General features: G+C 62.4%; 27 protein-coding genes. 9 read left to right on the top strand and 18 right to left on the bottom strand.

The window, feature by feature from the left end; translation table 11 throughout:
• Positions 1 to 15: 15 nt before the first annotated feature.
• The 3 genes from AC1DWA_RS16540 to AC1DWA_RS16530 form a co-directional block, all read right to left on the bottom strand.
• On the bottom strand, positions 16 to 801 hold the full coding sequence (locus AC1DWA_RS16540) for an alpha/beta fold hydrolase (protein WP_029537092.1): 786 nt from the start codon (positions 799 to 801) through the stop codon (positions 16 to 18).
• Positions 802 to 884: 83 nt separating this feature from the next.
• A complete protein-coding gene (locus tag AC1DWA_RS16535; protein ID WP_007729992.1) occupies positions 885 to 1,877 on the bottom strand; it encodes an ABC transporter substrate-binding protein in 993 nt (330 codons plus the stop codon).
• Positions 1,878 to 2,305: 428 nt separating this feature from the next.
• Positions 2,306 to 2,944 carry a DUF2461 domain-containing protein gene (locus AC1DWA_RS16530; RefSeq protein ID WP_003939783.1) on the bottom strand — a complete coding sequence of 213 codons (639 nt, stop codon included), beginning with the start codon at positions 2,942 to 2,944 and terminating at the stop codon, positions 2,306 to 2,308.
• Between the two features lie 80 nt (positions 2,945 to 3,024).
• Between AC1DWA_RS16530 and AC1DWA_RS16525 the strand changes: the two genes are divergently transcribed.
• The gene (locus tag AC1DWA_RS16525; RefSeq protein ID WP_020970954.1) at positions 3,025 to 3,876 is read left to right on the top strand and encodes a mechanosensitive ion channel family protein; all 852 of its coding nucleotides are present in this window, start codon (positions 3,025 to 3,027) and stop codon (positions 3,874 to 3,876) included.
• 94 nt (positions 3,877 to 3,970) lie between these two features.
• Here the strand turns inward: AC1DWA_RS16525 and codB are convergent, their stop codons facing one another.
• Positions 3,971 to 5,302 carry a cytosine permease gene (codB, locus tag AC1DWA_RS16520; RefSeq protein ID WP_477846470.1) on the bottom strand — a complete coding sequence of 444 codons (1,332 nt, stop codon included), beginning with the start codon at positions 5,300 to 5,302 and terminating at the stop codon, positions 3,971 to 3,973.
• A complete protein-coding gene (locus AC1DWA_RS16515; RefSeq protein WP_003940577.1) occupies positions 5,299 to 5,763 on the bottom strand; it encodes a nucleoside deaminase in 465 nt (154 codons plus the stop codon). The genes codB and AC1DWA_RS16515 overlap by 4 nt, the downstream gene beginning before the upstream one ends.
• Positions 5,764 to 5,938: 175 nt before the next feature.
• Between AC1DWA_RS16515 and AC1DWA_RS16510 the strand changes: the two genes are divergently transcribed.
• Entirely contained in the window at positions 5,939 to 7,459 is a 1,521-nt protein-coding gene (locus AC1DWA_RS16510) for a PucR family transcriptional regulator (protein ID WP_223257826.1), read from the top strand.
• A gap of 26 nt (positions 7,460 to 7,485) precedes the next feature.
• Complete coding sequence (locus AC1DWA_RS16505) at positions 7,486 to 8,130, top strand: formylglycine-generating enzyme family protein (protein ID WP_030243927.1); 645 nt, start codon at positions 7,486 to 7,488, stop codon at positions 8,128 to 8,130.
• Here the strand turns inward: AC1DWA_RS16505 and AC1DWA_RS16500 are convergent.
• Positions 8,113 to 8,688 carry a P-loop NTPase family protein gene (locus tag AC1DWA_RS16500; RefSeq protein WP_020909296.1) on the bottom strand — a complete coding sequence of 192 codons (576 nt, stop codon included), beginning with the start codon at positions 8,686 to 8,688 and terminating at the stop codon, positions 8,113 to 8,115. The genes AC1DWA_RS16505 and AC1DWA_RS16500 overlap by 18 nt on opposite strands.
• Positions 8,689 to 8,706: 18 nt before the next feature.
• Positions 8,707 to 9,816 carry a DUF6670 family protein gene (locus AC1DWA_RS16495; RefSeq protein WP_021331858.1) on the bottom strand — a complete coding sequence of 370 codons (1,110 nt, stop codon included), beginning with the start codon at positions 9,814 to 9,816 and terminating at the stop codon, positions 8,707 to 8,709.
• A gap of 146 nt (positions 9,817 to 9,962) precedes the next feature.
• Here AC1DWA_RS16495 and AC1DWA_RS16490 point away from each other — a divergent pair, with 146 nt between their 5' ends.
• Genes AC1DWA_RS16490 through AC1DWA_RS16480 form a run of 3 tightly spaced genes read left to right on the top strand, consistent with a single transcriptional unit; the run spans position 9,963 to position 12,237 of the window.
• Positions 9,963 to 10,805: an alpha/beta hydrolase gene (locus AC1DWA_RS16490; protein ID WP_020970959.1), complete on the top strand. Its 843-nt coding sequence runs from the start codon at positions 9,963 to 9,965 to the stop codon at positions 10,803 to 10,805.
• 2 nt (positions 10,806 to 10,807) lie between these two features.
• A complete protein-coding gene (locus tag AC1DWA_RS16485; RefSeq protein ID WP_046379382.1) occupies positions 10,808 to 11,374 on the top strand; it encodes a nucleotidyltransferase family protein in 567 nt (188 codons plus the stop codon).
• Positions 11,375 to 11,433: 59 nt separating this feature from the next.
• Positions 11,434 to 12,237 (top strand): transglutaminase-like domain-containing protein, encoded by an 804-nt coding sequence (locus AC1DWA_RS16480; protein ID WP_020970960.1) that lies wholly within the window; start codon positions 11,434 to 11,436, stop codon positions 12,235 to 12,237.
• A gap of 8 nt (positions 12,238 to 12,245) precedes the next feature.
• Here AC1DWA_RS16480 and AC1DWA_RS16475 read toward each other — a convergent pair whose 3' ends face one another.
• The 4 genes from AC1DWA_RS16475 to AC1DWA_RS16460 form a co-directional block, all read right to left on the bottom strand.
• Positions 12,246 to 13,217: an alpha/beta hydrolase gene (locus tag AC1DWA_RS16475; protein WP_041815310.1), complete on the bottom strand. Its 972-nt coding sequence runs from the start codon at positions 13,215 to 13,217 to the stop codon at positions 12,246 to 12,248.
• A 143-nt stretch (positions 13,218 to 13,360) separates the two neighbouring features.
• A complete protein-coding gene (locus AC1DWA_RS16470) occupies positions 13,361 to 13,801 on the bottom strand; it encodes an SRPBCC family protein (protein ID WP_477846469.1) in 441 nt (146 codons plus the stop codon).
• Positions 13,802 to 13,873: 72 nt separating this feature from the next.
• The gene (locus AC1DWA_RS16465; protein WP_020909302.1) at positions 13,874 to 14,404 is read right to left on the bottom strand and encodes a gluconokinase; all 531 of its coding nucleotides are present in this window, start codon (positions 14,402 to 14,404) and stop codon (positions 13,874 to 13,876) included.
• 12 nt (positions 14,405 to 14,416) lie between these two features.
• Positions 14,417 to 15,805: a GntP family permease gene (locus AC1DWA_RS16460; RefSeq protein WP_020909303.1), complete on the bottom strand. Its 1,389-nt coding sequence runs from the start codon at positions 15,803 to 15,805 to the stop codon at positions 14,417 to 14,419.
• A gap of 133 nt (positions 15,806 to 15,938) precedes the next feature.
• Here AC1DWA_RS16460 and AC1DWA_RS16455 point away from each other — a divergent pair, with 133 nt between their 5' ends.
• Both AC1DWA_RS16455 and AC1DWA_RS16450 read left to right on the top strand, forming a co-directional pair.
• Entirely contained in the window at positions 15,939 to 16,667 is a 729-nt protein-coding gene (locus AC1DWA_RS16455; protein ID WP_020909304.1) for a FadR/GntR family transcriptional regulator, read from the top strand.
• Positions 16,668 to 16,764: 97 nt separating this feature from the next.
• Positions 16,765 to 17,772 carry an NAD(P)H-dependent glycerol-3-phosphate dehydrogenase gene (locus AC1DWA_RS16450; protein WP_019745531.1) on the top strand — a complete coding sequence of 336 codons (1,008 nt, stop codon included), beginning with the start codon at positions 16,765 to 16,767 and terminating at the stop codon, positions 17,770 to 17,772.
• Positions 17,773 to 17,826: 54 nt separating this feature from the next.
• Here the strand turns inward: AC1DWA_RS16450 and AC1DWA_RS16445 are convergent, their stop codons facing one another.
• The 4 genes from AC1DWA_RS16445 to AC1DWA_RS16430 form a co-directional block, all read right to left on the bottom strand.
• Entirely contained in the window at positions 17,827 to 18,663 is an 837-nt protein-coding gene (locus AC1DWA_RS16445) for an SDR family oxidoreductase (RefSeq protein ID WP_046379384.1), read from the bottom strand.
• A gap of 173 nt (positions 18,664 to 18,836) precedes the next feature.
• Positions 18,837 to 19,556, bottom strand: a complete 720-nt coding sequence (locus AC1DWA_RS16440) for a M50 family metallopeptidase (RefSeq protein WP_003940327.1) — start codon at positions 19,554 to 19,556, stop codon at positions 18,837 to 18,839.
• Complete coding sequence (locus tag AC1DWA_RS16435) at positions 19,553 to 20,740, bottom strand: ATP-binding protein (protein ID WP_021331853.1); 1,188 nt, start codon at positions 20,738 to 20,740, stop codon at positions 19,553 to 19,555. Before AC1DWA_RS16435 ends, AC1DWA_RS16440 begins: the two co-directional genes overlap by 4 nt.
• Before the next feature lie 118 nt (positions 20,741 to 20,858).
• Entirely contained in the window at positions 20,859 to 21,920 is a 1,062-nt protein-coding gene (locus AC1DWA_RS16430; RefSeq protein WP_477846468.1) for an NAD(P)/FAD-dependent oxidoreductase, read from the bottom strand.
• A gap of 123 nt (positions 21,921 to 22,043) precedes the next feature.
• On the opposite strand from AC1DWA_RS16430, the gene AC1DWA_RS16425 reads away from it, so the two are divergent.
• On the top strand, positions 22,044 to 22,898 hold the full coding sequence (locus tag AC1DWA_RS16425; protein ID WP_477846467.1) for a hypothetical protein: 855 nt from the start codon (positions 22,044 to 22,046) through the stop codon (positions 22,896 to 22,898).
• A gap of 76 nt (positions 22,899 to 22,974) precedes the next feature.
• Here the strand turns inward: AC1DWA_RS16425 and AC1DWA_RS16420 are convergent, their stop codons facing one another.
• From AC1DWA_RS16420 to AC1DWA_RS16410, 3 genes are read right to left on the bottom strand one after another with little or no spacing between them, the layout of a single operon-like run.
• The gene (locus tag AC1DWA_RS16420) at positions 22,975 to 23,415 is read right to left on the bottom strand and encodes a MaoC/PaaZ C-terminal domain-containing protein (RefSeq protein ID WP_021331850.1); all 441 of its coding nucleotides are present in this window, start codon (positions 23,413 to 23,415) and stop codon (positions 22,975 to 22,977) included.
• Positions 23,412 to 23,861, bottom strand: a complete 450-nt coding sequence (locus AC1DWA_RS16415; RefSeq protein ID WP_477846466.1) for an FAS1-like dehydratase domain-containing protein — start codon at positions 23,859 to 23,861, stop codon at positions 23,412 to 23,414. Before AC1DWA_RS16415 ends, AC1DWA_RS16420 begins: the two co-directional genes overlap by 4 nt.
• 10 nt (positions 23,862 to 23,871) lie before the next feature.
• Positions 23,872 to 24,516, bottom strand: a complete 645-nt coding sequence (locus AC1DWA_RS16410; protein ID WP_020970969.1) for a TetR/AcrR family transcriptional regulator — start codon at positions 24,514 to 24,516, stop codon at positions 23,872 to 23,874.
• Positions 24,517 to 24,559 lie beyond the last annotated feature (43 nt).

The following is a 24,559-nucleotide window of genomic DNA, read 5'->3' as shown; positions in this document are numbered from 1 at the left end:
TTCGCCGCCCAGCGATTAGCCGGAAAAGAACTCGCGCAGAGCCGGGACGATAGCGTCGTCGGCAACGCCGTGACCCTGACCGGGGATCTCCAAAGTCTTTGTCCCCGAGACTTTTGCAGCGATTCGCGTCGCCGAAGAAGGCGCCCACTGACCACTGTCACCGCCGTACATGACCAATGTAGGGACGGCAATGGAGGCAAGCCAGTCGAGCGACTGACAGCCGTGATCACACACGGCGACGTCGTAAGGCAAGGTGTGCGCAATGGCGCACATGTCGGGCCAATCGGCACTCCGCTTGATCTCGTCGACCATCTCCGGGGATGCACCGGTCAGATCCAGAAAACGCGTCACAGCACCTTCCCTGTCGCCGGCCGCGATCAACCGCTCCAGGTCACTTTGGGCAGTCTCGTCACGCTGGTCGTCGTCCATGTACGGCGCCTCGTAGACGGCGAGCTTACGCATCGGAACGGCCTGCGCAGCGGCTTCCAAAGCCAGCGCAGCACCCGACGACAATCCGTAGACCAGCGGCATTTCACCGGTGGCAGCGACGACCGCCCGCAAGTCCTCCACCTCGGCGTCGATCGAGAACGCACGACTGTCACCGCTGTCCCCGCGTCCGCGCCTGTCGTACGAGTACACCGTGAAGTCCGCCGCCAACGCAGTAGCGAGAGAATCGAACCATCCTCGATCGCAGAACGCTCCGGCAACCAGAACCACTGCTGGTCCGGCACCGGAGCGTTCGTATGCGATGGTCGTGCCGTCGCGGGATTGCACTACCGCTGGGGATTGCTCTGTTTGCACGTCGATCTCCTCAGGTTTGGTCAATGCCTACCTGATTAGACCGCCCGCGTTACCGAAACTCATCGGTCCGGTCGGCAGAGGCTTCAGCTGATCTTGTTGTACAGGGCATCCCAACCCTGTGCCACGTATGAAATCGTGTAGATCGAACCGTAGAACGTGGAGCCACCCAGACTGGTGACGTTGCCAGCCTGCACTGCCGGGAGTCGCTGCCACAGCTTGCTCGCCACCAATGCCTGGTACGCGGCACTGTCCTCGTTTTCGGTGATCATGAAGCCGTCGACGCCGGCCAGCACATCGAGGCCTTCGAGGCTGACGCCGCCCTCGGGATCGAGGCCCTCCGAGGTGGCAGTTTTGCCACCGATGTCGCCGAGCGTCATGTCGCTGGGCTTGTCGCCCTTCTCGGACGTACGGATGCTCGTGACGTACAGCGTGTTCGTGTCTGGCATGAACGAGACACTGGCAACGGTTTTGGACGCAATCTTCTCGGCATGACGACTGCGGATGTCGGAAATCAGATTGTCGTAGTCGAGCGTCAATCGATCGAGTGTGGCCGTTCGACCGAGCCAGCCCGACAACCGCGAGAGGTTTGTACGCCAGTCGTCGGTGAACTCGGTCGTCAGAACCGGTGCGATGGTGGACATCTCGGCGACCGGCCACCACTCGCTCTCGTAGTTGAGGCACACGATCAGGTCGGGCTCGAGCGCCAAGATCTGTTCGCGGTTGGGGATCTCCGACAGGAACGGCACCGACGAATCGATAGGCACCCACGGTGTCGCCTGGGCGTACGTGTAGCCGACGAGCGGAAGTTCCAGAGCTACAGCAGGTTCCAGATCGAGCCGCGAGTCGATCGCGACAACCCTCTTCGGATTGACGGGAATGTCGTAGGTACCGAGAGGTGTCGTCACAGAACGCATTTCGGTTTCACCCGAACTGCTCCCGCTGTCACCGCAGGCCGCCAGGAACGCGCCCAGTCCGGCGATCCCGGCACCGAAGCCGAACTGCCGACGTGTGAGGTCCGAAACGAGGCGGTTGTCGGAGTAGCCCTCGGGAAGCAAGAGCGTGGATTGAGCGGGCATGCGTGTCGAACCTCCAGAAGAAATGAATCATCCACTGTTGCGAGCGGATAAGGATGCCCTAACAGCGTACGCAGGGAGGGTCGTCGCGATCGGCCCAGAAATAGTCGAATCAGGCCAATTCGCACCCCTTACTTGTCGAGTTTGCGCATCTCGACGAAGTAGACCGCACTGAACGCGAGGTAGGTGCCGACGATTCCGAGGACCGAGATGATCAGGACGAGAGCGAGAAACATAGCCATGATGGTCTCCACTGACACGGGTTGTTCACGATGTCGATCGAGAGAAAATGGCTTCGAACTGCGGCGCTGCGACTCGAAGCGGGGCCGAAACTTTCGGTTACGCACATCACGCTAGCCCCAGGCGTCTCGAGTTTCGATGAACTCGAGGTGAACTCTCCTACGGCTACGTCACACTTTTCTGTCGGACAGTCAGTTCGGTCCGAGCACCTGTCCGGACCATTCGACCAAGGGCGTCAGTGCGCGCCACGCTGTGCGAACTTCCTTCAATGTCCTGGCGCTGTCCAGCCACGACGGGCTTGGGTAACTACGACCAGCAGTCAGCGACTTGTGACGCAGCAATTCGATCCGCGGGTGGTCGACCGTGTATCCGCGAGGTGCCGTCTTGAGCTTGTCGCCGCCGATCGTGAATCCGGCCTTCTCGACGGAGGCCAAGATCTTCTCGAGCTCCGGCCCTCGAACGTCGTCGTCGACAGCCGCACGATAACGCGCGATGGTCTCCGAACTGCTGGCGTAGAAACCACCGGCCACCATCAACCCTGCCGCGTCGATCTGCACGTAGTAGCCACAGCTCTCGGCGAGACCGACGAACGCTCCCTGGTGCGTCTTGTACGGGATCTTGTCCTTCGAGAATCGAACGTCACGATATGGCCGAAAGAGCTTGGCCGTGCCGAATTCGTCCTCCAACGCCGCGGTCAACGACGCCATCGGACGACGAACCACTTCGTCGTACGTCTCCTTGTGCGCTGCCCACCAGGTTTTGCTGTTGTCGGCCTCCAGGTCTTCGTAGAAGTCGAGTGCAGCAACGGGTATGCCAGTGAACGCAGCCATGGCGTAAGCCTAGCTGCCTGTACGGCTTTGGACCGCCTGCCCTGCGACGATGCCCGAATCGGTGGGAATCCGTAGACTGCATGGGGATGATTTCCGAAATACAAGCATGGGAACTGACCGACACCAACCGAGACTGGCTGATTCACCGACCCGTCGAGATCGCGATCTACGTGGCGCTCGCAGTCGTTCTGCGCTTCGCACTGCACCGCGGGATCGATCGAATGTCGAAGCCTCGCAAGTCTCCGAACGCCAAGGTGAACGAGCGCCGATCGCAGCGAGCCCGGACCATCGGTTCGGTACTCAAATCGACGGTGTCCATCGTCATCCTCGTCTGGTGTGTGCTGCAGATCCTCGGCATCCTCGGGATCAACGTCGCGCCGTTCATCGCATCCGCCGGCGTCATCGGTCTTGCCATCGGTTTCGGTGCACAAAACCTGGTGCGTGACTTCCTCTCCGGCATCTTCATGTTGCTGGAAGATCAGTACGGTGTCGGCGACGTCGTCGATCTCGGCGACGCGGTCGGCACCGTCGAAACAGTGGGCCTGCGTGTCACCACGATTCGAGATGCCAACGGCACCTTGTGGTACTGCCGCAATGGCGAAATCCTGCGAGTGGGCAACATGAGTCAGGGTTACGCCACTGCAGTTCTTGATCTCCCGATCGCCCACAACGCGAACGTGCACAAAGCGTGCGAGGTGGCGACGCGAGCTGTCCTCGAGGCGGCGGAGTCCGAACCGATCAGGGCGGACATGATCGACAAACCGGAGATGCTGGGAGTCAATTCGGTTACTGCCGAGGCAATTACCATTCGAGTGACGGCGCAGGTCAAGCCTGGGCGCCAGTGGGCAGTCCAGCGCGCATTTGCACGCTCGGCGCTGACTGCGTTCGAAGAGCAGGGAATCGAGGCACCGTACCTGCCTGTTCTGCGGTGACGGTTGGGACGGAAGCGTCTGCCCTTTTCATCAACTACGCGAGCCCCCGGCGGGGTCGATACCGCCAGGGGCTCGCCGGTCTCTGAAGCGTGCTTCAGACGGTGGAGGTCGAGACCTCCCGGTTTGCCGAGGTGTTACCGAAAACCCTGTGCAGGAACATCGTCAGCGCAATCGCTGCGACGATGCCGATCAGCGGCGGGATTCCCACTTCGAACTCACCGGAAAGCCATGCGAGGAACGCTGCGACGGCATAGACGGCGAGGTTTCGCCAGTGGACCGGCTGCGGGGTGTAACTCTCGGGAATGCCGCGCCGCCAGCGGCACAGGAAGTCCGCGATGATCACACCGCCCAATGGCGGGATGAACGTTCCGAGAAGGCTCAGGTAGTCGACTAGATGGTTGTGCACACCGGTCAGGGCGAGTGCCGTTCCGATCACACATCCACCGATGACGAACGGGGTCTTGCGGGGCTTTCTGAACAGTTCGGCACCGGCCACCCCGAAGGCGTAAGCGGTGTCGGCGTTGCTCTTCCAGAGATTCCCGAAAAGCAAGACCAGGCCCCAGCCGACAAGCCCGAGGTTGTAGAGAATCAGCACGAAGTCACCCTCGTGGAACGTGATGGCTCCGATGGCACCGAACAGGATCATCAATCCGTTTCCGAGCAGGAACCCGATAACGCAGGCCCACACCGCTTGTGATCCGGAACGGGCAAACCTGGTCCAGTTGGGCGCTTGCGTTCCCGCCGATACAAATGTGCCGACCACAGTGGTGATTGCGAGCGCGATCGTCATGGTCGTCTGTGGTTGAACCGAGACCAGGCCGGAGAATCCACCGACTTCCTCGAGGGACCGGAACACGACCCAGCAGGCCAACGCCAGGATCAAGGGCGTCGAGACGAGCGAGACCCAATACATTCCGCGGTAGCCGTAGCAGGCGGTGATGCACATCAAGATGCTCGCCGCGATCATCACCGACGCCCGCGCGAGATAGGAATCCCAGCCCAATGCCTGCGCGGTGAGATCGCCGATCGTGCCGATGATGACTCCGTACCAGCCGATCTGGGTACCGCCCAGCAGGATCGAAGCGAGCTTGGACCCGCGAGTGCCGAAACTGTAGCGCGCCATCACAACTGTCGTCAGCCCGGTTCGAGCTCCGACGAACCCCATCATGGCGACGTACACCCCCAAGATGGCGGATCCGGCGGCGATCACCACCATCAGTTTCCAGAACGAGAACGCGGTACCGAGCGCTGCTCCGGCCAACATCGTCGGTGTGAAGATGGTGAACCCCAACAACACCACCGCGAGCGAGAAGAACGGCTTTCGTGCATGAAGCGGAACCGGACTAACGGGATAGTCCGGATCGATCGGGTGGCCTGTGCTCTCCGAATCGCCTGCGACCGTGGCAGGTTCGACGGCGCTGCTCATACAACTTCGCCGATGTCTTCGAGCCACAGGCTCGGGCGCTCGGCCAGCATGCGGTCCATCAGTGCCACACACTCCGCGTCGTCGACGACGTCGACCTGAATTCCGCTGCTGCGCAACCATTCTTCCGACGCCTCGAAGGAACGATTTTCGCCGACTACGATTCGAGGGATCTCGTACAGGCGCGCCGTTCCGGCGCACATGAAGCACGGTGACAAAGTCGTGTAGAGGACACACTCGCGATACACCGAGGCCGGCAGTCGTCCGGCGCGCTCGATGCAGTCGGTCTCTCCATGACGGATGGCGCTGTTCATCTGAACCCGGCGGTTGCGTCCGACTGCGAGGACCTCGCCGCGGTGAATCAGCGCCGCGCCGATCGGCACGCCGCCCTCCTCCCAACCGATCTTCGCCTGTTCGATCGCAAGTCCGAGAAAATACTCATCGGTGTGTGCCGGGTGGTTCATGTGCGCTCCTGGAGTCTGACCAAAATCGTCGATTGTGGCTCGTGTCACAATCCGACCACGGTGGTAACAGCCCGACAAGGGACAACCTGTCAGTTCGGCAGAACTAGCTCTATGACGAAGTGCCCCCTCGGCGGACGATATAGAAATGCTCCCGACTCTGCGACAAGTTCTTGCGATGCCCTCGTTCAAGGCCGCCGCAATCGAGGTGCTCGCGGGCGACGTCGATACCGCGGTGGTCCGCTGGGTCCATTCGTCCGAGGTGTACGAGATGGGTGGGCTGCTGTCCGGAGGTGAGGTCCTCCTGACCACGGGCCTCGGTCTGCACGGGCGATCTCCCGAGCAGCTCACCGCCTACATCGACCAGTTGGCGGACGCGGGATGCGTCGCGCTCGCGATGGAGGTCGGCCGCTCGTTCCTCACGGCCCCTCCCGAACTCGTCGAAGCATCGCGCCGACGCGGGCTCGCGTTCTTGGCCCTGCACGCAGTAGTGCCCTTCGAGCGGATGGTCGAAGACTTTCACGACCTCATGCTCCGCCGCACTCTCGGTTCGGCACAGGCGGGCGAGCCTGTCTGGCAAGAACTTCTGAGTCTCGTGGTGGCAGGCCAGGGTATGACCGCGCTGCTCGACAAGGTGTCACGACTCGCGGGGTGCGGCGTCGATCTCCTCGACGCGGATGGCAGAACCGTCGAGCGCAGCACAACCGGCGCAGAGCGATCCGAGACCGAACGCACGATCCACGACGTACGCGGTCCGACGAACTCACTCGGTCGACTTGTCCTGTGCGGGCCCGCAACTACACGCCGAACCGCCGTCGCAAACTGCGCCGCCGTCGCGGTGGCTCTGGAACTCGGCCGTCACGGCGATCTCGGCCCAAGACAGTCACTCGCCCAATCGGTGATCACCGACGTGGTGGGCGGTGTGCTCACATCGCACGGCGACTTGTCCGAACGACTGACAGCGGCCGGGTGGACGCCATTGTCGGAGGGGCACCACGTCCTCGTCGCCGCTGTCGACATCGATCGGCAAACGCCGGTTCGAGAGCTCGCTGACCAAGTACGCGACGCCGTGCGGGCCGTGCTCGGCTCCTGTGTCGTCGGGACTGCGGCCAATCACGTCATCGTGCTCGCGCATGGGTGGGCGTCCGCATCCCCCGCTCGAGTGCGGACTGCGTTCACCGAAGCCGACGAGCTGCTACGCCGCGGGCCGGGCGGTTCCGCGGTACGCACGCTCGGAGTGGCGACGCCGGTCGAGGATCTGTCGGGCGTCGGGGCGGCGGTCGCGCAAGCTCGCGAAGTCGTCCAGATCGCGCGGCGTTTCGGCACCCGGACCGGAGTGATCCTCGCGAGGGACGTCGGCGTCCAACGACTGCTCGCCGCCGGCACGACACCCGCTTCCTTGTCCTCGTTCGTCACGGAGCAACTCGGTTCGCTGATCGCTTACGACACAGCACATTCCGCCGATCTCGTCCGGACACTCGACGCGTACCTCGCACACCGGGGCGGCAAGGCGAGAACCGCGGATTTCCTCGGCATTCGGCGCCAGTCGCTCTATGCACGGCTCACTCGTATCGAGAAGCTGATGGGAGTTTCCCTCGACGATCCGGCGCAGGTGGTGTGTCTCGGGCTTGCACTGACCGCATGGCGCATGCGTACCGGCCTTGACCCACAAGCTGCGTTCGAGCGTCTCCCCGGGTGAGCGACAACCTCTGCGATGATGAACGAATGACCGGAGCAGCGGAATTGATGATCGAGATCCCTGCCGGCGAGGTGCATCTCAGAGACGATCGCAAAGGCACTGCGTGGACCTCGAAAGTCGAATCATTCCGCCTCGCTCGCCATCTCACCACCAGGGCACTGCTTCACGGAGATTCGGCGGACGATCCGAGCAAACCCGCGGTCGACCTCTCGTGGAAAGACGTCATCGCAACCTGCAACACACTGTCAGTCGCGGACGGTCTGTCGCCCGCGTATCACGACATCGACACCGAGTCTCCCCGGTGGGACCGGGCGGCAACCGGCTACCGACTCGCCACCGAGGCCGAGTGGCAGTACGCGTGCAAAGCCGGCACCTCCGGCTACCGCTACGGCGAAATCGACGAGATTGCCTGGTACAGCGACAATTCAGAAGGACGAGCACATGACGTCGGGATGAAGGCACCCAACAACTGGGGCCTGTACGACATGATCGGCAATGTCTGGGAATGGTGCTGGGATCTCTACGACCCCGAGGTTTACGGCACGTACCGGATCTTCCGCGGCGGCAGTTGGGCCGAAAGTGAGCGCGGTTGCGGCGCTACCGTACGGAGGCGAAGCCACCCGACGTTTGCTATCGATGACTTGGGATTTCGCCTAGCTCAGACGATCTGAGGGCAGACGGCCGAGGACTTCGAGCACAGCCTCGATCTCTTCTCGACTGCGCAGCCGAACTATCGGCAACGACGGCACATCGACAAGGACCGTGGCCATACGCCCGACGTTGCGTCCGTCGCTTCGCCAGGCCCAGCGCACCACATGATCCGGATCGAACAGAATGGTGTGCAGTGGCGGCTCCATGTTGCGATTCCACAACACCTCTCGCTGCAATCGCCGACGCACGGTTCGTGTGATCACCTGGCGCATCACCGTCCGCCGAGGCAGATCCAACCACAGCATCAGGTCCGCACGCTCGGCCAGAAGCTCACGCACCGCGCCGTACTGCCACTCGGTCACCCAGGCCGGCTCGCTGGAAAAGCGTCGTACTTCGGTTTCGAAACTCTCGAGCGGAACCCAGTCGGGCCCGTGGAACAGCGAGTCCAACTCAGTGTGTTCGATCCCGAGAAGCTGCCCGATTCGACCGGCGAGAGTCGTCTTTCCGGCGCCCGAGGTCCCCGCGACAAGGATCTTCTGCGGACGAGTCGTCAGCGAGGCGGGGTCTACGAAAGGCACCGATACACACTAGGTGCCTTACACTTCGCAGTCCACCCATTCGATGTAACCGGTGCCGTTGATCGACGCACCGTCGAAACTCCCCCGGTAGGTGTACGCGCCGACGTATCCCTTACCGTGACCATAGCGCCACTCCGAGTCGATCTCGGCCTCGAACTCGACAATCGCCCTGCCGTAATCGCGTACCTGCCAACGCAGTACGCGCGGCACACGCATCTCACGTCCCCGTGGGTCGACATGCAATGCGTCAGCGTATTCGAGTACGTCGAACACCACATCGTCGAAGACTCTTGCGCTGCCGTCCACCGTCCGAATGTAGGCGAGCTTGCACGCCGTAACCCCTGATGCTCGAACATCGGTGAGCAACAATTGATGCCGGTCGTCGAGCTGAACGATCTGGTAGGTGAAGAAATCGGCCGGGAGCTTCCACGACTCGGGAAGGGCGCGGCGAGTCAACGATTGCGGTGTCATGCACCGCGCGTATTCGACGGTGCACGGAGCCGAAATACTCACCGGGCCATCCGGACTCGAGATCGTTCCGGAACACTGCGCCAGCAGACTGACGTGGTCGTAGACGGGATTGCGCACGAACCACGACGCTTGATCTGATGCCACGATCTCGAGATCGACGTCGAAAGAGTCGTATCGTCCGGTGACACGGAACTTCGGATAGCTGTTGTCGATGATCAGGTTGTCACCGAAGGCGATTCGCGAACCATCTTCTTCGAACGCACACTCATCGGCCGCGTCGTACGCCCGATAGAAGCGATGCCCCGGCGCTGCGGTAGAACTCAGCACGGTTGCGGTGTTTCGCGCGTCGGGTGCAGCGAGATAGTCGTTGTCGAACACCACCGTCCCGGTTGCACCGATCAACGTCATGATGTTGAGGTAACGGAAAGGCCCTGGCAGCCGGGGAACGAAGATCCCGTAGTGCGTCCACGCGAACTTCCGCGAAGCCAGGTGCGGACGCATCATGTCGGGCCGATCGAACGGGCGTACCGATTCCGCCATTCGCTTGTCGATCAGCGGTAGCGCGCCGTCCAGCAAGGCCCGAACCGCGGGTCGCCACAATCGGCGCGAGCGGGTGGCTGGAACAGGGTCGGAACGATCAACGGTTTGTCCGGTCACGCCCCTAAGTTAATGTAACCAGCCGTAACAAACAAGTGTCGAAGTTTCCTCGACGACCTCACACCCTGAACACCCGCGCCCTGCCCACGGGGCGAATAACATGTGAGAATCCGCGTACCGGAACCGGTCGCAGAGAGGGCGCAACAATGCAGCACGAAGAGTCGTCGTTCACCGGAGTAGCCGGCACCAAGATCGTCTACGACGTGTGGACACCGGACCGCGAACCCACCGGGGTTCTTGTCCTGTGCCACGGACTCGGCGAACACGCGAGGCGCTACGACCATGTTGCTGCGCGGCTCGGGGAACTCGGGCTCATCGTGTACGCACCCGACCATCGCGGACACGGGCGCTCTGGCGGCAAGCGCGTTCACCTGAAGGAATTCTCCGACTTCACCGACGACGTCCACACGTTGTTCTCGATCGTGACGGCGGCACATCCCGGCAAGGACAAGTTCCTGCTCGGCCACAGCATGGGAGGCGCAATCGCACTTTCTTATGCCCTCGACCATCAGGCCGATCTCAAAGCACTCGCCCTGTCCGGACCTGCTGTGATCATCGCAACCGGCACTCCGAAGATCGTGATGCAGCTGGGCAAGATCGTCGGCAAGTACCTCCCCGACGTGCCTGTCGAGAACCTGGAAGCGGCTGCCGTATCGCGTGATCAGAAGGTTGTCGACAAGTACAACGCCGACCCGCTGGTTCACCACGGCAAGGTTCCTGCCGGAATTGCGCGCGGCATGATCACCGCCGCGGAAGGCTTCCCGGCGCGCCTGCCATCGCTCACCATTCCCGTACTGCTTCAACACGGCTCGGACGACCGATTGACGGACCCCGCCGGCAGCAAGCTCGTAGCAGAGTTGGCCGGTTCTTCGGACGTCACCTTGAAGGTGTACGACGGCTTGTATCACGAGATCTTCAATGAGCCTGAGCAGGAAGAGGTTCTGAACGATCTGATCGAGTGGCTGCGCCCGCGGGTCACCGGAGCATAATCATGTCGACGTGCGGGATCCTGCTGGCTGCCGGGGCCGGATCCCGCATGGGCAAACCGAAAGCTCTCGTTACGGGCACGGACGGCCAGCCTTGGCTTCGCCACGGGGTGGCGACGCTGCAGTCCGCCGGACTCTCACCGGTCATCGTGGTTCTCGGCGCACAGGCCGAGGACGCCGTCGAACTGCTGCCCACCACCGATGTCATTGTGGTGAAATCGGATTGGGAACGGGGAATGAGCGCATCACTACGCTGCGGACTCGAGGCAGCCATGCAGATCGAGGGTGCCGAGGCGGCAGCGATCTCCCTGGTCGATGTCCCGGACCTGAACACCGACACCGTGACGCGAATCGCGGGTCAAGACATCCCATCACGAAACATACTGCGAAGAGCTGTCTTTCACGGAAGGCCCGGCCATCCTGTCCTGATCGGACGCGACCATTGGCCGACGCTTGCAGAGTCACTCACCGGGGACGGCGGCGCCAACACCTATCTACGCGAACACGGCGTGGAGTTGGTGGAGTGCAGCGACCTCAGCAGCGGCGTCGACGTCGACTACCCCGAAGCCTGATCGCACTGTCACAATCCTCCCAGGTGGTGGGTGTCCGAATTCGGTGTAAAGATGATCCGATGAAACGTACCGTCGCCGCCCTGCTCGACATCGAGATCGACGAGGCGACCAACCTGGAGTTCAAGATCGCGGTGACGCGCGCGCCGGGTGTCGAACTGCTGGAAACGATGTCGTTCGTCCATGACGGCAATCCGATCGAACCCCGTGAGGTCATCGCCGAACACGGCACCCGGATTCACCTACTCGACTGCGCCCCAGGCAAACTGATCGTCAGCTACGACGCAACCGTCATCGGCCGCGCAGAACCGGCGTCGGTCGGCGACTACGACGTGTCGAAATATCTGCGCCCCAGTCGCTATGCCGAGGCCGACAAGTTCTTCGGTTTTGTCGCCGGGCAATTCGATCTCGCCACTCCCCCGGCCGAACTCCTCCTCGAAGTCACGCGCTGGGTGAGTACACATTTGAGTTATGTCCCGGGCACCAGCCGTGGCACCGACAGTGCGGTAGACACCTTGCTGGCCGGCGCCGGAGTGTGCCGCGACTACTCGCACCTGACCATCTCGCTGCTACGCGCGGTGGGGATTCCCGCTCGCCTGGTGGCCGTCTACGCGCCGGGCTGCGATCCGATGGATTTTCACGCCGTCGTCGAAGCCAGTATCGACAACGTGTGGCGCGTTGTCGACGCAACGCAATTGGCGCCGCGCAGCAATCTTGTGCGGATCTCGACCGGGCGAGACGCCGCGGATACCGCCTTCCTCGACAACCACGGCGGTTCGATCACGTTGCATGCCTCGGAAGTTCGCGCAGTCGTCGAGGGCGTTCTCGACAACGACGACTACGCAACACTCACGTCGATCGGCTGACAAACACCTCAGGCGCTGATCTGGTTCTGCGAGGCCATCGTTCGCTCGAGGAACTTGACTGTGAGATCAACGATCGCCTTACCCTCCCGAAGAGCTTTGCCGATCACCGGGAAAGCATGGATCTGCCCACTCCAGATGTGCGTTTCGACGGCTTGTCCTGCCTTGATCAGGTTTTCGGTCATGATCTCGACGTCCGGACGCATCAGTTCGTATTCGGCGGACACCAGGAACGACGGCGGAATCAGACTGGCGTCGGCGTTGATCGGAGACTGCGCACCAGGAATCTCGTCCGGACCCTCCAGCCACCGGTCCTTGAGCTTTTCGACCTGTGACATCGGCAGGTAGGCATCGCGTTTCATGAAATCGGGATCGTGGTCCTCGAGGTTCACGTTGAGAAGAGGGGAATATCCCACCACGGCAGCGGGCCGCGTGATTCCGCGCAGTGCGGCAATTTCGGCGACCTTCATGGCCAGGTAACCGCCCGCCGAATCACCGGCAAGCACAATCTTGTTCGGGTCTTCCGCTGTCTCGAGCAACGCGGTGTACGCGGCCATCGCATCCTTGACGGAGGTGCCGATGGAACCTTCCGGCAGCTGACGGTAGCGCACGGAGATCACCGGCACTCCGGCCTTCGCCGAGAGCAAACCGCACAGCGCGCGGTGCGTTGCCAGACCGCAGAAGACGAACCCACCGCCGTGGAAGTAGAGGATCGTGGCGCCGGCCAACTCGCCCTGCGCTTTGCGTGGATGCTGCACCTTCTCGCTTGGCACACCACCAAGCGTGAAAGGCTCGATGTCGAGGTTCTTCGGCTTCGGCAGTTTGTCCGCCATCGCGTCGAGTCGCTCGAGTTGGCGGATGCCGCGTTCGGTGGTCGGCCAGAGGGTGAACATCGGCTTCACGAACGTCCTGGTCAGACAGAAGATAACCCGCGCTCGCGGACTCACATTCCAATGCCATACCGTCGAATCTCGCGTCCGCATAGCGTCCTCCCAGGTCAAGACGTTTTGTGCATGTGAGTTACACATACTTGTCGACTGCTGTTGTGAACGATAACTGACGCTGCGTCAAAACGACACGACGGGTAGGCATGAATTACTCGAGTATGTGCAAGTTCGGCTCGCAATCACGGCCGGGAGAGATACGCGGAGAGTCCGCGGTGCCCGCCAACTATCATCGCTTCATGATTCCACTCGAATACCGGCTTCGCGATCTTCGAGGCCAGACCGAGCGCTCCGAACACCGCTACTTGTTGCCGAAAGTCGGCGACGCAGCCAGATTCAGCGGGGCGTACCACCCAGCTACTCCACCCGGTCATTGCGCCGGAGAGGCGCACTTGCAGATGGCGGGCAACGGGGTCTTCGACCTCGCGTCGCCCGAAGACGAGCAGCGTCAGAGGGACAGCGCTGCGGATGGCCATGGAGCCCGAGTGCTCGTCGGTCGCCCGGACTCGGCGTATCTGAGGCCACCATTGCGAATACCGCTCGGCGTCCGCGAGAACGGCGTAGACGCGGTCGGCAGAGGCCGGGAGCGTCCAGACGCTGTGGAAGTCGAAGTCGGTCACCATCAGGCCGTCTGAGTAGCAGCAGTCACCCATGCACCGTAACCCGAACCTCGGGTGCTTACACGCCTGGCTTGCTCAGTATTCGAATGTTTCCACCCGTCGCAGGATCTCCTCCGCGATCTTGGCGGGACTACCGCCCACGTCGACGACGATGGCCTGCTCGTCCGGGTCGACGGCCTCGAGCGTCGAGATCTGGGAGTCGAGGAGCGAGGCGGGCATGTAGTGATCGAGGCGCGCGGTCAATCGCTGGCCGATCTGATCCCGCGAACCGGCGAGGTGCACGAACACGACGTGCTCACCGCGAAGCACGTCGCGGTAGCTGCGCTTGAGTGCCGAACACGTGACGATGCCCGGCTGACCGGCGTCGGTATGGCTCTTGATCCAGACGGCGATCTTGTCGAGCCAGGGCCAGCGATCGTCGTCGTTCAACGGATGCCCGGTCGCCATCTTGTCGATGTTCGCCTGCGGGTGCAGATCGTCGCCTTCTTGAAGGTCCCAACCCATCGCTCCGGCGAGCATGCCGCCGACCGTCGACTTTCCCGAACCCGAGACACCCATCAGGACGAGCACGGGATACTGCTTCTGCTGTGCCGCTTCGCTGTTCATGTGCTCGCCTACCTAGATGAATGCGCTCAACACGAGCACTCCGGCCAGACCCGATACCGAGATGATGCATTCCATCACGGTCCAGGTCTTGAGGTTCTGTACCACGCTGACGCCCAGATACTCCTTCACCAACCAGAATCCGGCGTCGTTGACGTGCGAGAGGAAGAGCGAGCCTGCACCGATCGCCAAGACCATCAGCGAGACATGTGCGGACGAGAGGTCTGCCGCAACCGGAGCGAGGATGCCCGACGCCGTCACCGTTGCCACCGTCGCCGAACCCGTTGCGACGCGGATCAATACCGCCACCAGCCAGGCCAGGAACAGCACGGGAAGGCTGCTGCCCTTGATCGCGTCGGCGATCACTCCGGCGATACCGGTGTCGATCAGGACCTGCTTGAAACCGCCACCGGCGCCGACGATCAACAAGATGCCTGCGATGGGAGGTAGGGAACTCTCGAGCGACTTCGAGATGGCCTTGCGGTCCATTCCGCCGCCGCGACCCAGCAGCACCATTCCAACCAGAACCGCGAGACCCAAAGCCACAACGGGTGTTCCGAGGAAGTCGAGGACGGATTTGGGGAGTGCCTCGGAATCGGGTGCGATCACGTCGGCGAATGCCTTGCCCAGCATGAGAACAACCGGGAGGAGGATCGCTGCGAGAGTCGCCGCGAACGAAGGGCGCTGCTGCTTCGCTTCTTCACCTCGATCTTCGCCTGTGACAAAGAGATCCGGAACCTTCACGTCGACCCACCGCGCTGCGTACTTGCTGAAGACCGGACCGGCGAGAACAACAGTGGGGATCGCGACGAGGACACCGAGCGCGAGCGTGAGGCCGAGGTTTGCGTTCAAAGCCGAGACTGCAACCAGCGGCCCGGGGTGCGGGGGAACCAACCCATGCATGGCCGAGAGGCCGGCGAGGGTGGGGATCGCGATGCGCATCAGGGACAATCCGGATCGCCGCGCGACGAGGATGATGACCGGCATCAACAGAACGAGACCGATCTCGAAGAACATCGGCAGACCGATGACCGCGCCGACCAGAGCCATGGTCCACGGGAGTGCCTTGGTGCTGGAGCGGCCGACCAGTGTGTCGACGATTCGGTCGGCACCACCGGAATCGGCGAGGAGTTTGCCGAACATCGCGCCGAAACCGATCAGGATTCCGACGCTTCCCATGGTCGATCCGAAACCGGTGGCGAATGCTGCAACCGACTCTGCCGAACCGAGGCCGGCCGCCAGACCGACACCTACCGCGCCGATGGACAGCGCAAGGAAGGGATGCAGGTCGAGCCAGGTGATCAGCGCGATGATGACCGCGACGCCGGCGACTGCAGCGATGATCAATCGTGCGTCGCTACCAGCGGGGACGACCTCGGCCGCCAGCAATGCTGTGGTGTTCATAGGGACTCCCAGTCCGATGAGTGATTGAGGTCACTGTTCCTTAATTAACCTACAATTTCAAGAGCAGACACTAATTTGTAGTATTTATTCGCCTTGCACCGGGCTTACTCCATACGCATGGGACGATCTACGTATGCCTTCTGTCCCGTTTCAGCAGTTACACGACTCGATGCTGGAACAGCTCGGCCAAGACATAGTCGGTGGCGTTCTCGCCCCGGGAACCACGATCTCCGCCGACGAGGTGGCAACGCGCTACGACGTGTCGCGAACCGTCATCCGCGAAGTTGTCCGCGTTCTCGAATCTCTCGGATTGGCTTCGGTTCGTCGACGCGTCGGAATCACCATCCTGGGCTCCGAACACTGGAACTCGCTCGACCCCAATGTCATCCGCTGGCAACTGGCCGGTCCTGATCGGTTCGAGCAGCTTTCGATCCTGAGTGAACTCCGTTCCGGTATCGAGCCCCTGGCGGCGCGACTGGCCGCAACTCGCGCAACACCCGAGCAGTGCGGCGCGCTGACCGCAGCCGTCATCGGCATGTCAGCTACCTCTCGCGCTGCCGATACCGGTGCCTATCTCGGCCATGACTCCGACTTCCACCGCACCCTGCTCGCCGCCTCCGGTAACCCGATGCTGCGGGCGATGTCGCAGATCGTCGTCGAGATACTCGAAGGCCGCACACGCCACTCCTTGATGCCCCACGAGGCCGACCCCGAAGCGATTCACCTGCACGGAGTGGTCGCATCAGCCATTCAGTCCGGCGACGCCGACGCTGCAGAAACCGCGATGCGCTCGATCGTCGCGGAATCCGCAGAAGCGGTCGAAACAATGCGCGAAAGCCCCGAACCGCCGCCTCATCTGTAAGTCGAGCCACAGACTCGCCGGAATTGGCCCGCAACTGCTCCGCAAGTGGAACGCTTGGCGCCATGACAGCACTCGCTACCCAGAACAGCGCACTCTGATGGCCCGCCCGGTACGCGTCGTCGTCCTCGGTGCCGGATCGTGGGGAACCACGGTGGCCGGCCTCGCTGCCCGCAACACTCCCACCCTGCTGTGGGCACGAAATTCCGAAGCGGCCGACGAGATCAATTCGCAACGGACCAACTCCAAATACCTTGGTGAGCGCAAACTTCCCAAGGGACTCAAGGCAACCTCGGATCTGGTCGAAGCCGCTCGTGAAGCGGACGTACTCGTATGTGGGGTGCCTTCGCACGCCGTTCGCGCCACCCTCGCCGAGATCGCCAACGAGGTTCGGGCGTGGGTCCCGGTGTTGTCACTGTCCAAGGGCCTCGAGCCCGGCACCCGGCAGCGCCCCACCGAAGTGATCGCCGAGTGCCTGCCAGGCCATCCCGTCGGACTGCTCGCGGGCCCCAACATCGCCAAAGAGATCGTCGACGGCATGGCCGCGGCATCGGTCGTGGCCACCCAGGACGATCGCGTCGCCGCCGCGCTGCAACCCCTGTTCGCGTCGTCGGTCTTCCGCGTCTACCGCAACACCGACGTGCTCGGCTGTGAACTCGGCGGCATCCTCAAGAACATCGTTGCCATCGCCTCGGGCATGGCCGACGGCCTGGGAGTCGGGGACAACACTCGTGCGATGGTGCTCGCGCGCGGTCTCGCCGAAATGACCCGACTCGGTGAAGCGATGGGCGCCAACCCGCGCACCTTTGCCGGCTTGACGGGCGTCGGCGATTTGATCGCCACCTGCATGGCTCCGACTTCTCGCAACCGTCGCGTCGGCGAAGCTCTGGCGCAGGGATTGACCGTCGAGGAGGCGGTCGCCAAGCTCGGCCAGGTCGCCGAGGGAGTAAAAACTGCCCCTACCGTCATGGATCTGGCTCGCGAATACGGAGTCGACATGCCGATTGCCGCGGAGGTCGAGGCCGTCATCGGTGGTCGCCAAAGTGCCAGCGACGCATATCGCGGACTTCAGAAGGTTGCCCCGGGCGGCGAGCACGAGGTGGCGTGAGGAAGATCTACAGGTATCTAGCGATTTGGCTAGATACCTGTAGATCGCCCGAGATCACGGAATTGGAGCGTCGACGAAGATATCGATCGCCAACGGTGACTGACCGCCGTACTGCGAGAAGTCCGAAATCCCCGCCTCGCGCAGGACATCGACGTCGAGCACCGTCCGACCGGTATCCGTGCCGGCGGGACGTCCGAGAATCTCGATAGCCGCATCAGCCATGATCTCGGGTGAACGCGAGTGATCGATACTTTCGTCTCCCCCGAGCAGGTTTCCGACGGCCGCCGTGGCGATCATGGTCTCCGGCCACAGACAATTACTCGAAATCGGTGCACCTGAATACTCCGCGGCGATACCCAAGGCCGCCAATGTCATTCCGTATTTGGCCAGCATGTAGCCCGGATGAGCACCCAACCAGTGCGGCGAAAAGTTGAGCGGTGGCGACAGCGTCAATACGTGCGCGTTGGCCGAAACCCGAAGGTACGGAAGGCACGCTCGGGTGAGCGCGAAAGTGCCACGGACGTTGACCTGCTGCATCAGATCGAATCGCTTCATCGCGAGGTCTTCGGTTTTCGAAATGTCGAGGACGCTCGCGTTGTTGACCACGATGTCGATACCACCGAAGTGCTCTACCGCTGCATCGACGGCGTGCGCGATGTCGTCGTCGTTCCTCACGTCACCGACGACGGGAACGGCATGACCCCCAAGCTCGTTCAACTCGTCCACAGCCGTGTGGATTGTTCCGGGCAACCGGGGGTCAGGCGTATCGGTCTTGGCGAGCAACACGACGTTTCCGCCGCGGCGCGCTATCGCACGGGCGATGGCAAGTCCGATGCCACGGCTTCCCCCGGACATGATCGCGGTTCGTCCGCGGAAGTTCTTGTCGTCCAAAACGAATCCTTGTCATCGTCGACGGTCTTCGTCGCTGCGGTTGTGGCCGCGGGAAGTCCCGGCACGACCACTCGTCGACTTCCACGATATGAGCGCCTTCACGCGATGACTACGGCCGCGGAGCATCAATAATCGTTGATCAGTTGTCCCGTCAGGACAACTGATCAATGCGGTCAGCCACCCACCGGGCGCAGGATCCACCATCCGCCGAGCACGAGCACCGCGACGTTCACGAGCAGAAACAAACCGACCCAGACGATCGCGGGTATCGGTGAGAGCCTGGCCAATTGGTCGGCGTCCGAGTCCGGTGCCCCGCCTCGTCGCATTCGCTGCCGTTGAAGCTCCACGACTGGGCGTGGTCCGGCGAAAAGCAGGAAGAGCGTCAAGAAGTAGGCAGCAGCCACCTGCTGCTCCTGGGTCCCCCACCAGACGAGTCCGAACAACACGGCTCCCACCACGGCAAGTGAGAAGACTCCGTAGAGGTTTCGGATCAGAACCATCATCACCGCGATCACGAATACGCCGATCCACAACACCGAGACCGCACGCTGCGCGCCCAACAACCCGGCCGCGCCGAGTCCGAGAATCGACGGTCCGACGTACCCCGCGAACGTCATCAGAATGACGCCGAAGCCGGTCGGTTTGCCCGACGAAATAGCGACACCCGACGTATCCGAATGCAGGCGAAGACCTTTCAACCGTCGACCGACCAGGACGGCGACAATCAGATGAGCGCCCTCGTGTGCGATGGTGACGACGTTACGGGCGATCCGCCACAGGTGTGGTTCGAGAACAATGATCACGGCGATCAACGCGGCCAGTTGAACTACCCACGCCGGTGGGTTGGGACTGAGCGCCGCCACCCGATCCCACGCGGTTTCGAGCGCGTTCACTCCGCTTGTCCGCGCAGGTATCGGCCGAAGTGAGGGACCGTGAATCCGATGGACCCACGTTCTGCCGAATAGATCAGTCCCTTCTTGATCAGTCCATCGCGTGCCGGCGAAAGGGAAGCCGGCTTGCGCCCCAACTCGACGGCGATCTTCGCGGTTGCGACGGGTCCGTCGTCACCGGCGAGATCGGCCATGGCGCGCATGTACTCACGCTCCGCGGGCGTTGCTCGCTCGTACCGTGATCCGAAGAAGCCGACAGCGAGTTCTTCCTCAGCCGTCGGCGCGCCGACGCGCACGTCTTCCGACGTGATCGGACTCGACGCCGCCACATCCCACGTGGCCTTTCCGTAGGCCTGAACGAAGTACGGGTACCCGTCAGCCGCTTCGTAGAGGGCGTCGAGCGCGGATTCGGTGAACTCGACGTCCTCACGCTCAGCAGGCGCAATCAGTGCCTGATCTGCAGCTTCACGCTCGAGGCGGTCGATCCGGTGGTAGCTGAACAGGCGCTCCGAGTAGCTTTTCGACGCCGACAGCACAGCAGGCAGATGCGGAAGCCCCGCCCCGACGACGATCAACGGTGCCGCGTCCTGACTCAACTCGTGGCAGGCCCCGCAGATCGCCGAGACATCCGCGGCACCGAGGTCCTGCATCTCGTCGATGAAGATGGCGATCCCGACGCCGACATCCCTGGCCAGCGACGACGCGTCGAGCAGCAACTCGACGAGGTCGATCTCGATGTCGCCGCTGTCTGCCCGACCCTTGATCGCGGGTGCATCGATGCCTGGCTGCCAGCGCTCGCGCATTCCCTTGTCCGCAGTGGCGCGTAGGGCAAACGATTTGAGGACTCCGAGGAACTGCTCGACCCGCTCGGGATCGCGATGGGAGACCGCGATCTCTCGGACTGCCATGTGCAGCGCCGACGAGAGTGGGCGTCGTAAATCCTGATCGGGGCGCGCCTCGATCTTGCCGGTCCCCCAACTTCGGGAGATCGCGGCCGAGCGCAACTGATTGAGCAGGACGGTCTTGCCGACGCCACGCAAGCCGGTGAGGACAACACTTCGTTCCGGGCGGCCACGCGCAATTCGCTCGAGAACGACGTCGAAGGCGTCGATCTGCTTGTCGCGCCCGGCGAGTTCCGGCGGGCGTTGACCGGCACCGGGGGCATACGGATTGCGCACGGGGTCCATGCCCATCGACGGTACAAGCAGAGTAGACGAATATCCCGCTCTCTAGCGCGTGTCCTAGAGAGAACTAGGAACCGCAATATCGGCTCGACCTTGTCGAACCGGGCTCCGGCATCGTCGTCTAACCGTCCAGGCTCGACGCTCGGGCGAAGTCCCCGGCCACGTGGGCTCCAATTGCTCCGGCCAGAATGATCGCCGGATGCGTCGCGGCCAGATAGAGCCCCGACACGCCTTCGGCGAAGCCCAGCAGCGGGCGGCCACCACGCGGGATGGGACGGTCAGCGACTACCGCCTCGATCAGTTCCACTTGGTCACCGTCCACGAGCTGACTGCGGATCGCGTGCAGCGTCGGCCCCGCAAGCTCACGAGCATCTCCGGAGAACCCGACCGGAACATCTTCAGCCGCAATCAGTGTCGTGTCGTCCAATTGCCGGATCTCGAAATCCGGAGAGGACAGTATTCCGTTCACCAATGGGTGGGGCGTCGAGAATCTGATGAGGCAACACGGGGAGGCGTCGACCTCGACGTCGACTCCCGCCGACGCCGCGAGTCCAGGGATCGCGGTACCCGCAGCGAGCACGGTGGCCGATCCGTAGACGGGACCGTCGGCAGTCATTACTCCGTACACTCTCATGCCCTCCGTGAGCACCCCGAGCGCACTGACATCGGAATACACTGTGGCACCGCACTCTTCGGCACCTCGCAGGAGCGATCGAGCGAACGCAACCGGGTCAACGCCACCGTCATCAGGCGCGTACGCTGCGACCGCGGGGGCCGTCCGCAATCCCGGCTCACGAGCAAGGATTTCCTCTTTACCGATGAGGTCGACGGGATGGCCGAGTGCTCGATGAGCATCTACGAACGCTCGGGTCTCCGCTTCCGTCTCTTCCCAGGTGATCGCACCTCTGCGGCGCACACCGATTGGCTCGACGAGTTCGCGCTCCAGGCGGTCGAATTCGACTGCAGCGCCTTGCCGGAACGGATCTGAGTAAGTTTCTGCGGCGCTCTTCGAGAGGCCGACCCAGGCAAAGGAGTTGCCGGTCACCCCTTCGGCCACCGAGCCGTGCTCCAGCACGGTGACTCGGAGACCAACGCGCGCCAGGTGATACGCGATCGACGCGCCGACGACGCCGGCACCAATCACCAGGATCGGTCTGTCGTTTCGACCATTTGGTTCCGTCACCAATGGACCATATCTACGAGCCGCAACCTGGATCCACTCAATTTGGATGCGAGGACGTCGGCGGTTAACGGAGGACTAGGCCTGTTCCCGCTCGGCGTACATCGGGAACGATACGGTGTGCTCATGCTCTGGCGTTGGTTCGCAGTCGTGATCGTCATCCTCGCTGTTGCCGGCATTTGGCACGTGACCATCCCCGATCGACCAGTTGCCGCAATAGTCGACGCCGAGACGCTGGGGTGCGCGACCCCGTATCCGATCGGCCCGCTCCAGACGACATCAACGGCGACGGTTCCAGACGATTTCGTACCCGTCGCCGCAGTCACGTGCGACCCGTTTGTCAGCGACAACGTGGCAGCCGACCGAACCGTCAGCTTCTCTGCTCATCGTTGGGAGGGCGATTTCAGTCGGGCGGTGGAAATGCTGAACCGCTCGTCCGCGCACAAGACTTGGTTCCCCGAAGGCTGCGGTGACAACTACAGCCTGGCTGTCCTGGACCAATTCTGGTTGGTCGACGATCGAGGCCGAGCAACTCGGCCGGGGTATCCCTCCGATTCGTGTGGACTACCGAAACCCGGTGGCCTGGCCGCCATCAAGGAACTGACACCGGTCGGCAGTACCGAACACCGAATAGCGTTGTCCGACGACCAGATCTACGAACTGTCGCATTGCCGGCCGGCCTACCGACCAGCCACAACAGGTACCGCGGCGCTGACGTCGCTGTCGGCGGACAGCGTTTTCTGCCGATTCTCCGCCACCGAATTCGTAGGCACATCGTCTACGACGGAAACCTTCGACGGACTTTCACCCGCTCCCGACTGTGACGCGGTGGCCACCGAGGTGGCGTCGACGATCTACGTGGACCGTCCTACGAACGAGGAACGATTACTCACCGTCGAACTCGACGGCTGTCGGCGCGTCATCGCCGACGGATACGCACCGATGCAAGCGTCGGACGAGCTGTTGGTGTCTTTCCGGTAGTGCTGCGCCACAATGCAGTTGATCTCCCGCCCGGATGCGTAGGTCCCGATGTGACCAGTGACAGCCCGCAATCCTGTCAGGCGCCCGGGAACTGAAGGTGCGCTTGGGTCTTTCCCAGAACCGTCTGGCCCTTGTGCATGACGGTGACATCGATACGCACAGTCCGCGTTGTGGAGTCGATCCGCGCGATCTTCGCAGCGATGGAGAGATCAGCACCATCGACGGCATCGACTACGACGGGCCGAGTAAAGCGAGTTTCATACGAGATCACACCGCTCGGGTCACCAACCCAGTCGACGATGGCCTGCAAAGCAATTCCGGCAGTGAGCATTCCGTGCGCCAGAACTCCCGGTAGCCCAGCCGCAGTAGCGATTGCGTCGTTGAAATGGATCGGGTTCATGTCGCCGGAGGCACCGGCGTAGCGAACTAGGTCATCACGAGTGAGGACCAGATCAACCTTCGCGACGATGTCACCAAGGACGAGGTTTTCGAAAACCGGCACGACGGGTACGGTCATGCGCCTTCTCCTCGCGCCATCAGGGTCGAGGTGACCGTTGCGACCAAAGCGTCGGTCACGTCGTGGATCTCGGAAACTGTCGACAGGATCGCACTGCCTGCTCGCACTGTCACCCCTGTAATCGTCAGTGTCGTAGACAGGTCATCGCCGGCGACTATCGGACGCTGATGCTCGATCTTCTCGGAAGTATGGACCACACGAGTCGGATCGAGCCCAGTATCCGGCGTGCGCAGCAGTGCCATGATCGCTCGCTGCTGGACAACGGTTGTGAATGTTGTCGGCGCGATGACATCGACGAACCCGGCCTCCCTGGCGACACCGACATCATGGTGCAAGGGATTGCTCGAACGCACCGCCAGAGCGAACTCGCGAATCTTTTCGCGCCCGACAAGGTACGAAGACGAGGGAAACACCCGGCCGGCGAGCGCTGGGTTCACAGGAGACATCCCCGGAATACTAACGGCGGCCGACTTCGGGTTCATTCGTGGCCTGAGGTCTCGTCGGCCCGAGAATGCGATCGAGGAGACGCTCAACCAACTGGGCCGCCAATTCTGCTGTGGCGTAGCCGGGAAGCATCCCCTGGGCGAGCCCGGCGACAGCCGCCAGAATGAGCTCGGCGTCGAGGTCGGGATCCATTGACGGCGCAACCGCGTCCCGATTGGTCACTCGTTGAAGCTGGCCGGAAATGAGCGCTGTCAACTCTCTTGGGGCAGTGAGGGTTTCCTCGGCGGCGATTCCTTGTCCGGTCAGTGCGGCAGCGTGGAAGGCACCGAGAACAATCGCTTCCTCCCGACGTTGTCGATCGAGTGGGAGCATGCCGACAAGGAACGCTGAAATAACCTCGCGGGGTGTCGCTTCCGCGCCAAGAACAGACAACTCCTGCATCAAGCGAGCACCCGCATCCTGACGCACAGCTTGATGCGTCGCGAGAAGGAATTCCCGCTTCGTGCCGAAGTAGTACTGCACAAGTCGCACCGAAATCCCAGCCTCGGCAGCAACGGACTGAAATGTCACCGCCGCGAGCCCACCGTCGACAATCACTCGCCGCACCGCATCGGTGATCTCCCGTTGCCTCACTTCATGGTCGACCAGTCGCGGCATGAGGCTGTCCTTCCCCTTTCGAATGGATGACTTTGACTCGTTA

The sequence above is a fragment of the Rhodococcus sp. P4_F3_2 genome, from assembly GCF_056401335.1.
The sequence above is the reverse complement of the archived record's forward strand: the minus strand, read 5'-3'. Positions and strand labels throughout refer to the sequence as shown.

Bases quoted from the DNA above. Each gene is read 5' to 3' on its own strand.
- AC1DWA_RS16535 (WP_007729992.1), bottom strand. From the start codon at position 1,877: ATGCCCGCTCAATCCACGCTCTTGCTTCCCGAGGGCTACTCCGACAAC.
- AC1DWA_RS16530 (WP_003939783.1), bottom strand. From the start codon at position 2,944: ATGGCTGCGTTCACTGGCATACCCGTTGCTGCACTCGACTTCTACGAA.
- AC1DWA_RS16525 (WP_020970954.1), top strand. From the start codon at position 3,025: ATGGGGATGATTTCCGAAATACAAGCATGGGAACTGACCGACACCAAC.
- codB (WP_477846470.1), bottom strand. From the start codon at position 5,302: ATGAGCAGCGCCGTCGAACCTGCCACGGTCGCAGGCGATTCGGAGAGC.
- AC1DWA_RS16515 (WP_003940577.1), bottom strand. From the start codon at position 5,763: ATGAACCACCCGGCACACACCGATGAGTATTTTCTCGGACTTGCGATC.
- AC1DWA_RS16510 (WP_223257826.1), top strand. From the start codon at position 5,939: ATGCCCTCGTTCAAGGCCGCCGCAATCGAGGTGCTCGCGGGCGACGTC.
- AC1DWA_RS16505 (WP_030243927.1), top strand. From the start codon at position 7,486: ATGACCGGAGCAGCGGAATTGATGATCGAGATCCCTGCCGGCGAGGTG.
- AC1DWA_RS16490 (WP_020970959.1), top strand. From the start codon at position 9,963: ATGCAGCACGAAGAGTCGTCGTTCACCGGAGTAGCCGGCACCAAGATC.
- AC1DWA_RS16485 (WP_046379382.1), top strand. From the start codon at position 10,808: ATGTCGACGTGCGGGATCCTGCTGGCTGCCGGGGCCGGATCCCGCATG.
- AC1DWA_RS16480 (WP_020970960.1), top strand. From the start codon at position 11,434: ATGAAACGTACCGTCGCCGCCCTGCTCGACATCGAGATCGACGAGGCG.
- AC1DWA_RS16475 (WP_041815310.1), bottom strand. From the start codon at position 13,217: ATGCGGACGCGAGATTCGACGGTATGGCATTGGAATGTGAGTCCGCGA.
- AC1DWA_RS16470 (WP_477846469.1), bottom strand. From the start codon at position 13,801: ATGGTGACCGACTTCGACTTCCACAGCGTCTGGACGCTCCCGGCCTCT.
- AC1DWA_RS16465 (WP_020909302.1), bottom strand. From the start codon at position 14,404: ATGAACAGCGAAGCGGCACAGCAGAAGCAGTATCCCGTGCTCGTCCTG.
- AC1DWA_RS16460 (WP_020909303.1), bottom strand. From the start codon at position 15,805: ATGAACACCACAGCATTGCTGGCGGCCGAGGTCGTCCCCGCTGGTAGC.
- AC1DWA_RS16455 (WP_020909304.1), top strand. From the start codon at position 15,939: ATGCCTTCTGTCCCGTTTCAGCAGTTACACGACTCGATGCTGGAACAG.
- AC1DWA_RS16450 (WP_019745531.1), top strand. From the start codon at position 16,765: ATGGCCCGCCCGGTACGCGTCGTCGTCCTCGGTGCCGGATCGTGGGGA.
- AC1DWA_RS16435 (WP_021331853.1), bottom strand. From the start codon at position 20,740: ATGGACCCCGTGCGCAATCCGTATGCCCCCGGTGCCGGTCAACGCCCG.
- AC1DWA_RS16425 (WP_477846467.1), top strand. From the start codon at position 22,044: ATGCTCTGGCGTTGGTTCGCAGTCGTGATCGTCATCCTCGCTGTTGCC.
- AC1DWA_RS16420 (WP_021331850.1), bottom strand. From the start codon at position 23,415: ATGACCGTACCCGTCGTGCCGGTTTTCGAAAACCTCGTCCTTGGTGAC.
- AC1DWA_RS16415 (WP_477846466.1), bottom strand. From the start codon at position 23,861: ATGTCTCCTGTGAACCCAGCGCTCGCCGGCCGGGTGTTTCCCTCGTCT.
- AC1DWA_RS16410 (WP_020970969.1), bottom strand. From the start codon at position 24,516: ATGCCGCGACTGGTCGACCATGAAGTGAGGCAACGGGAGATCACCGAT.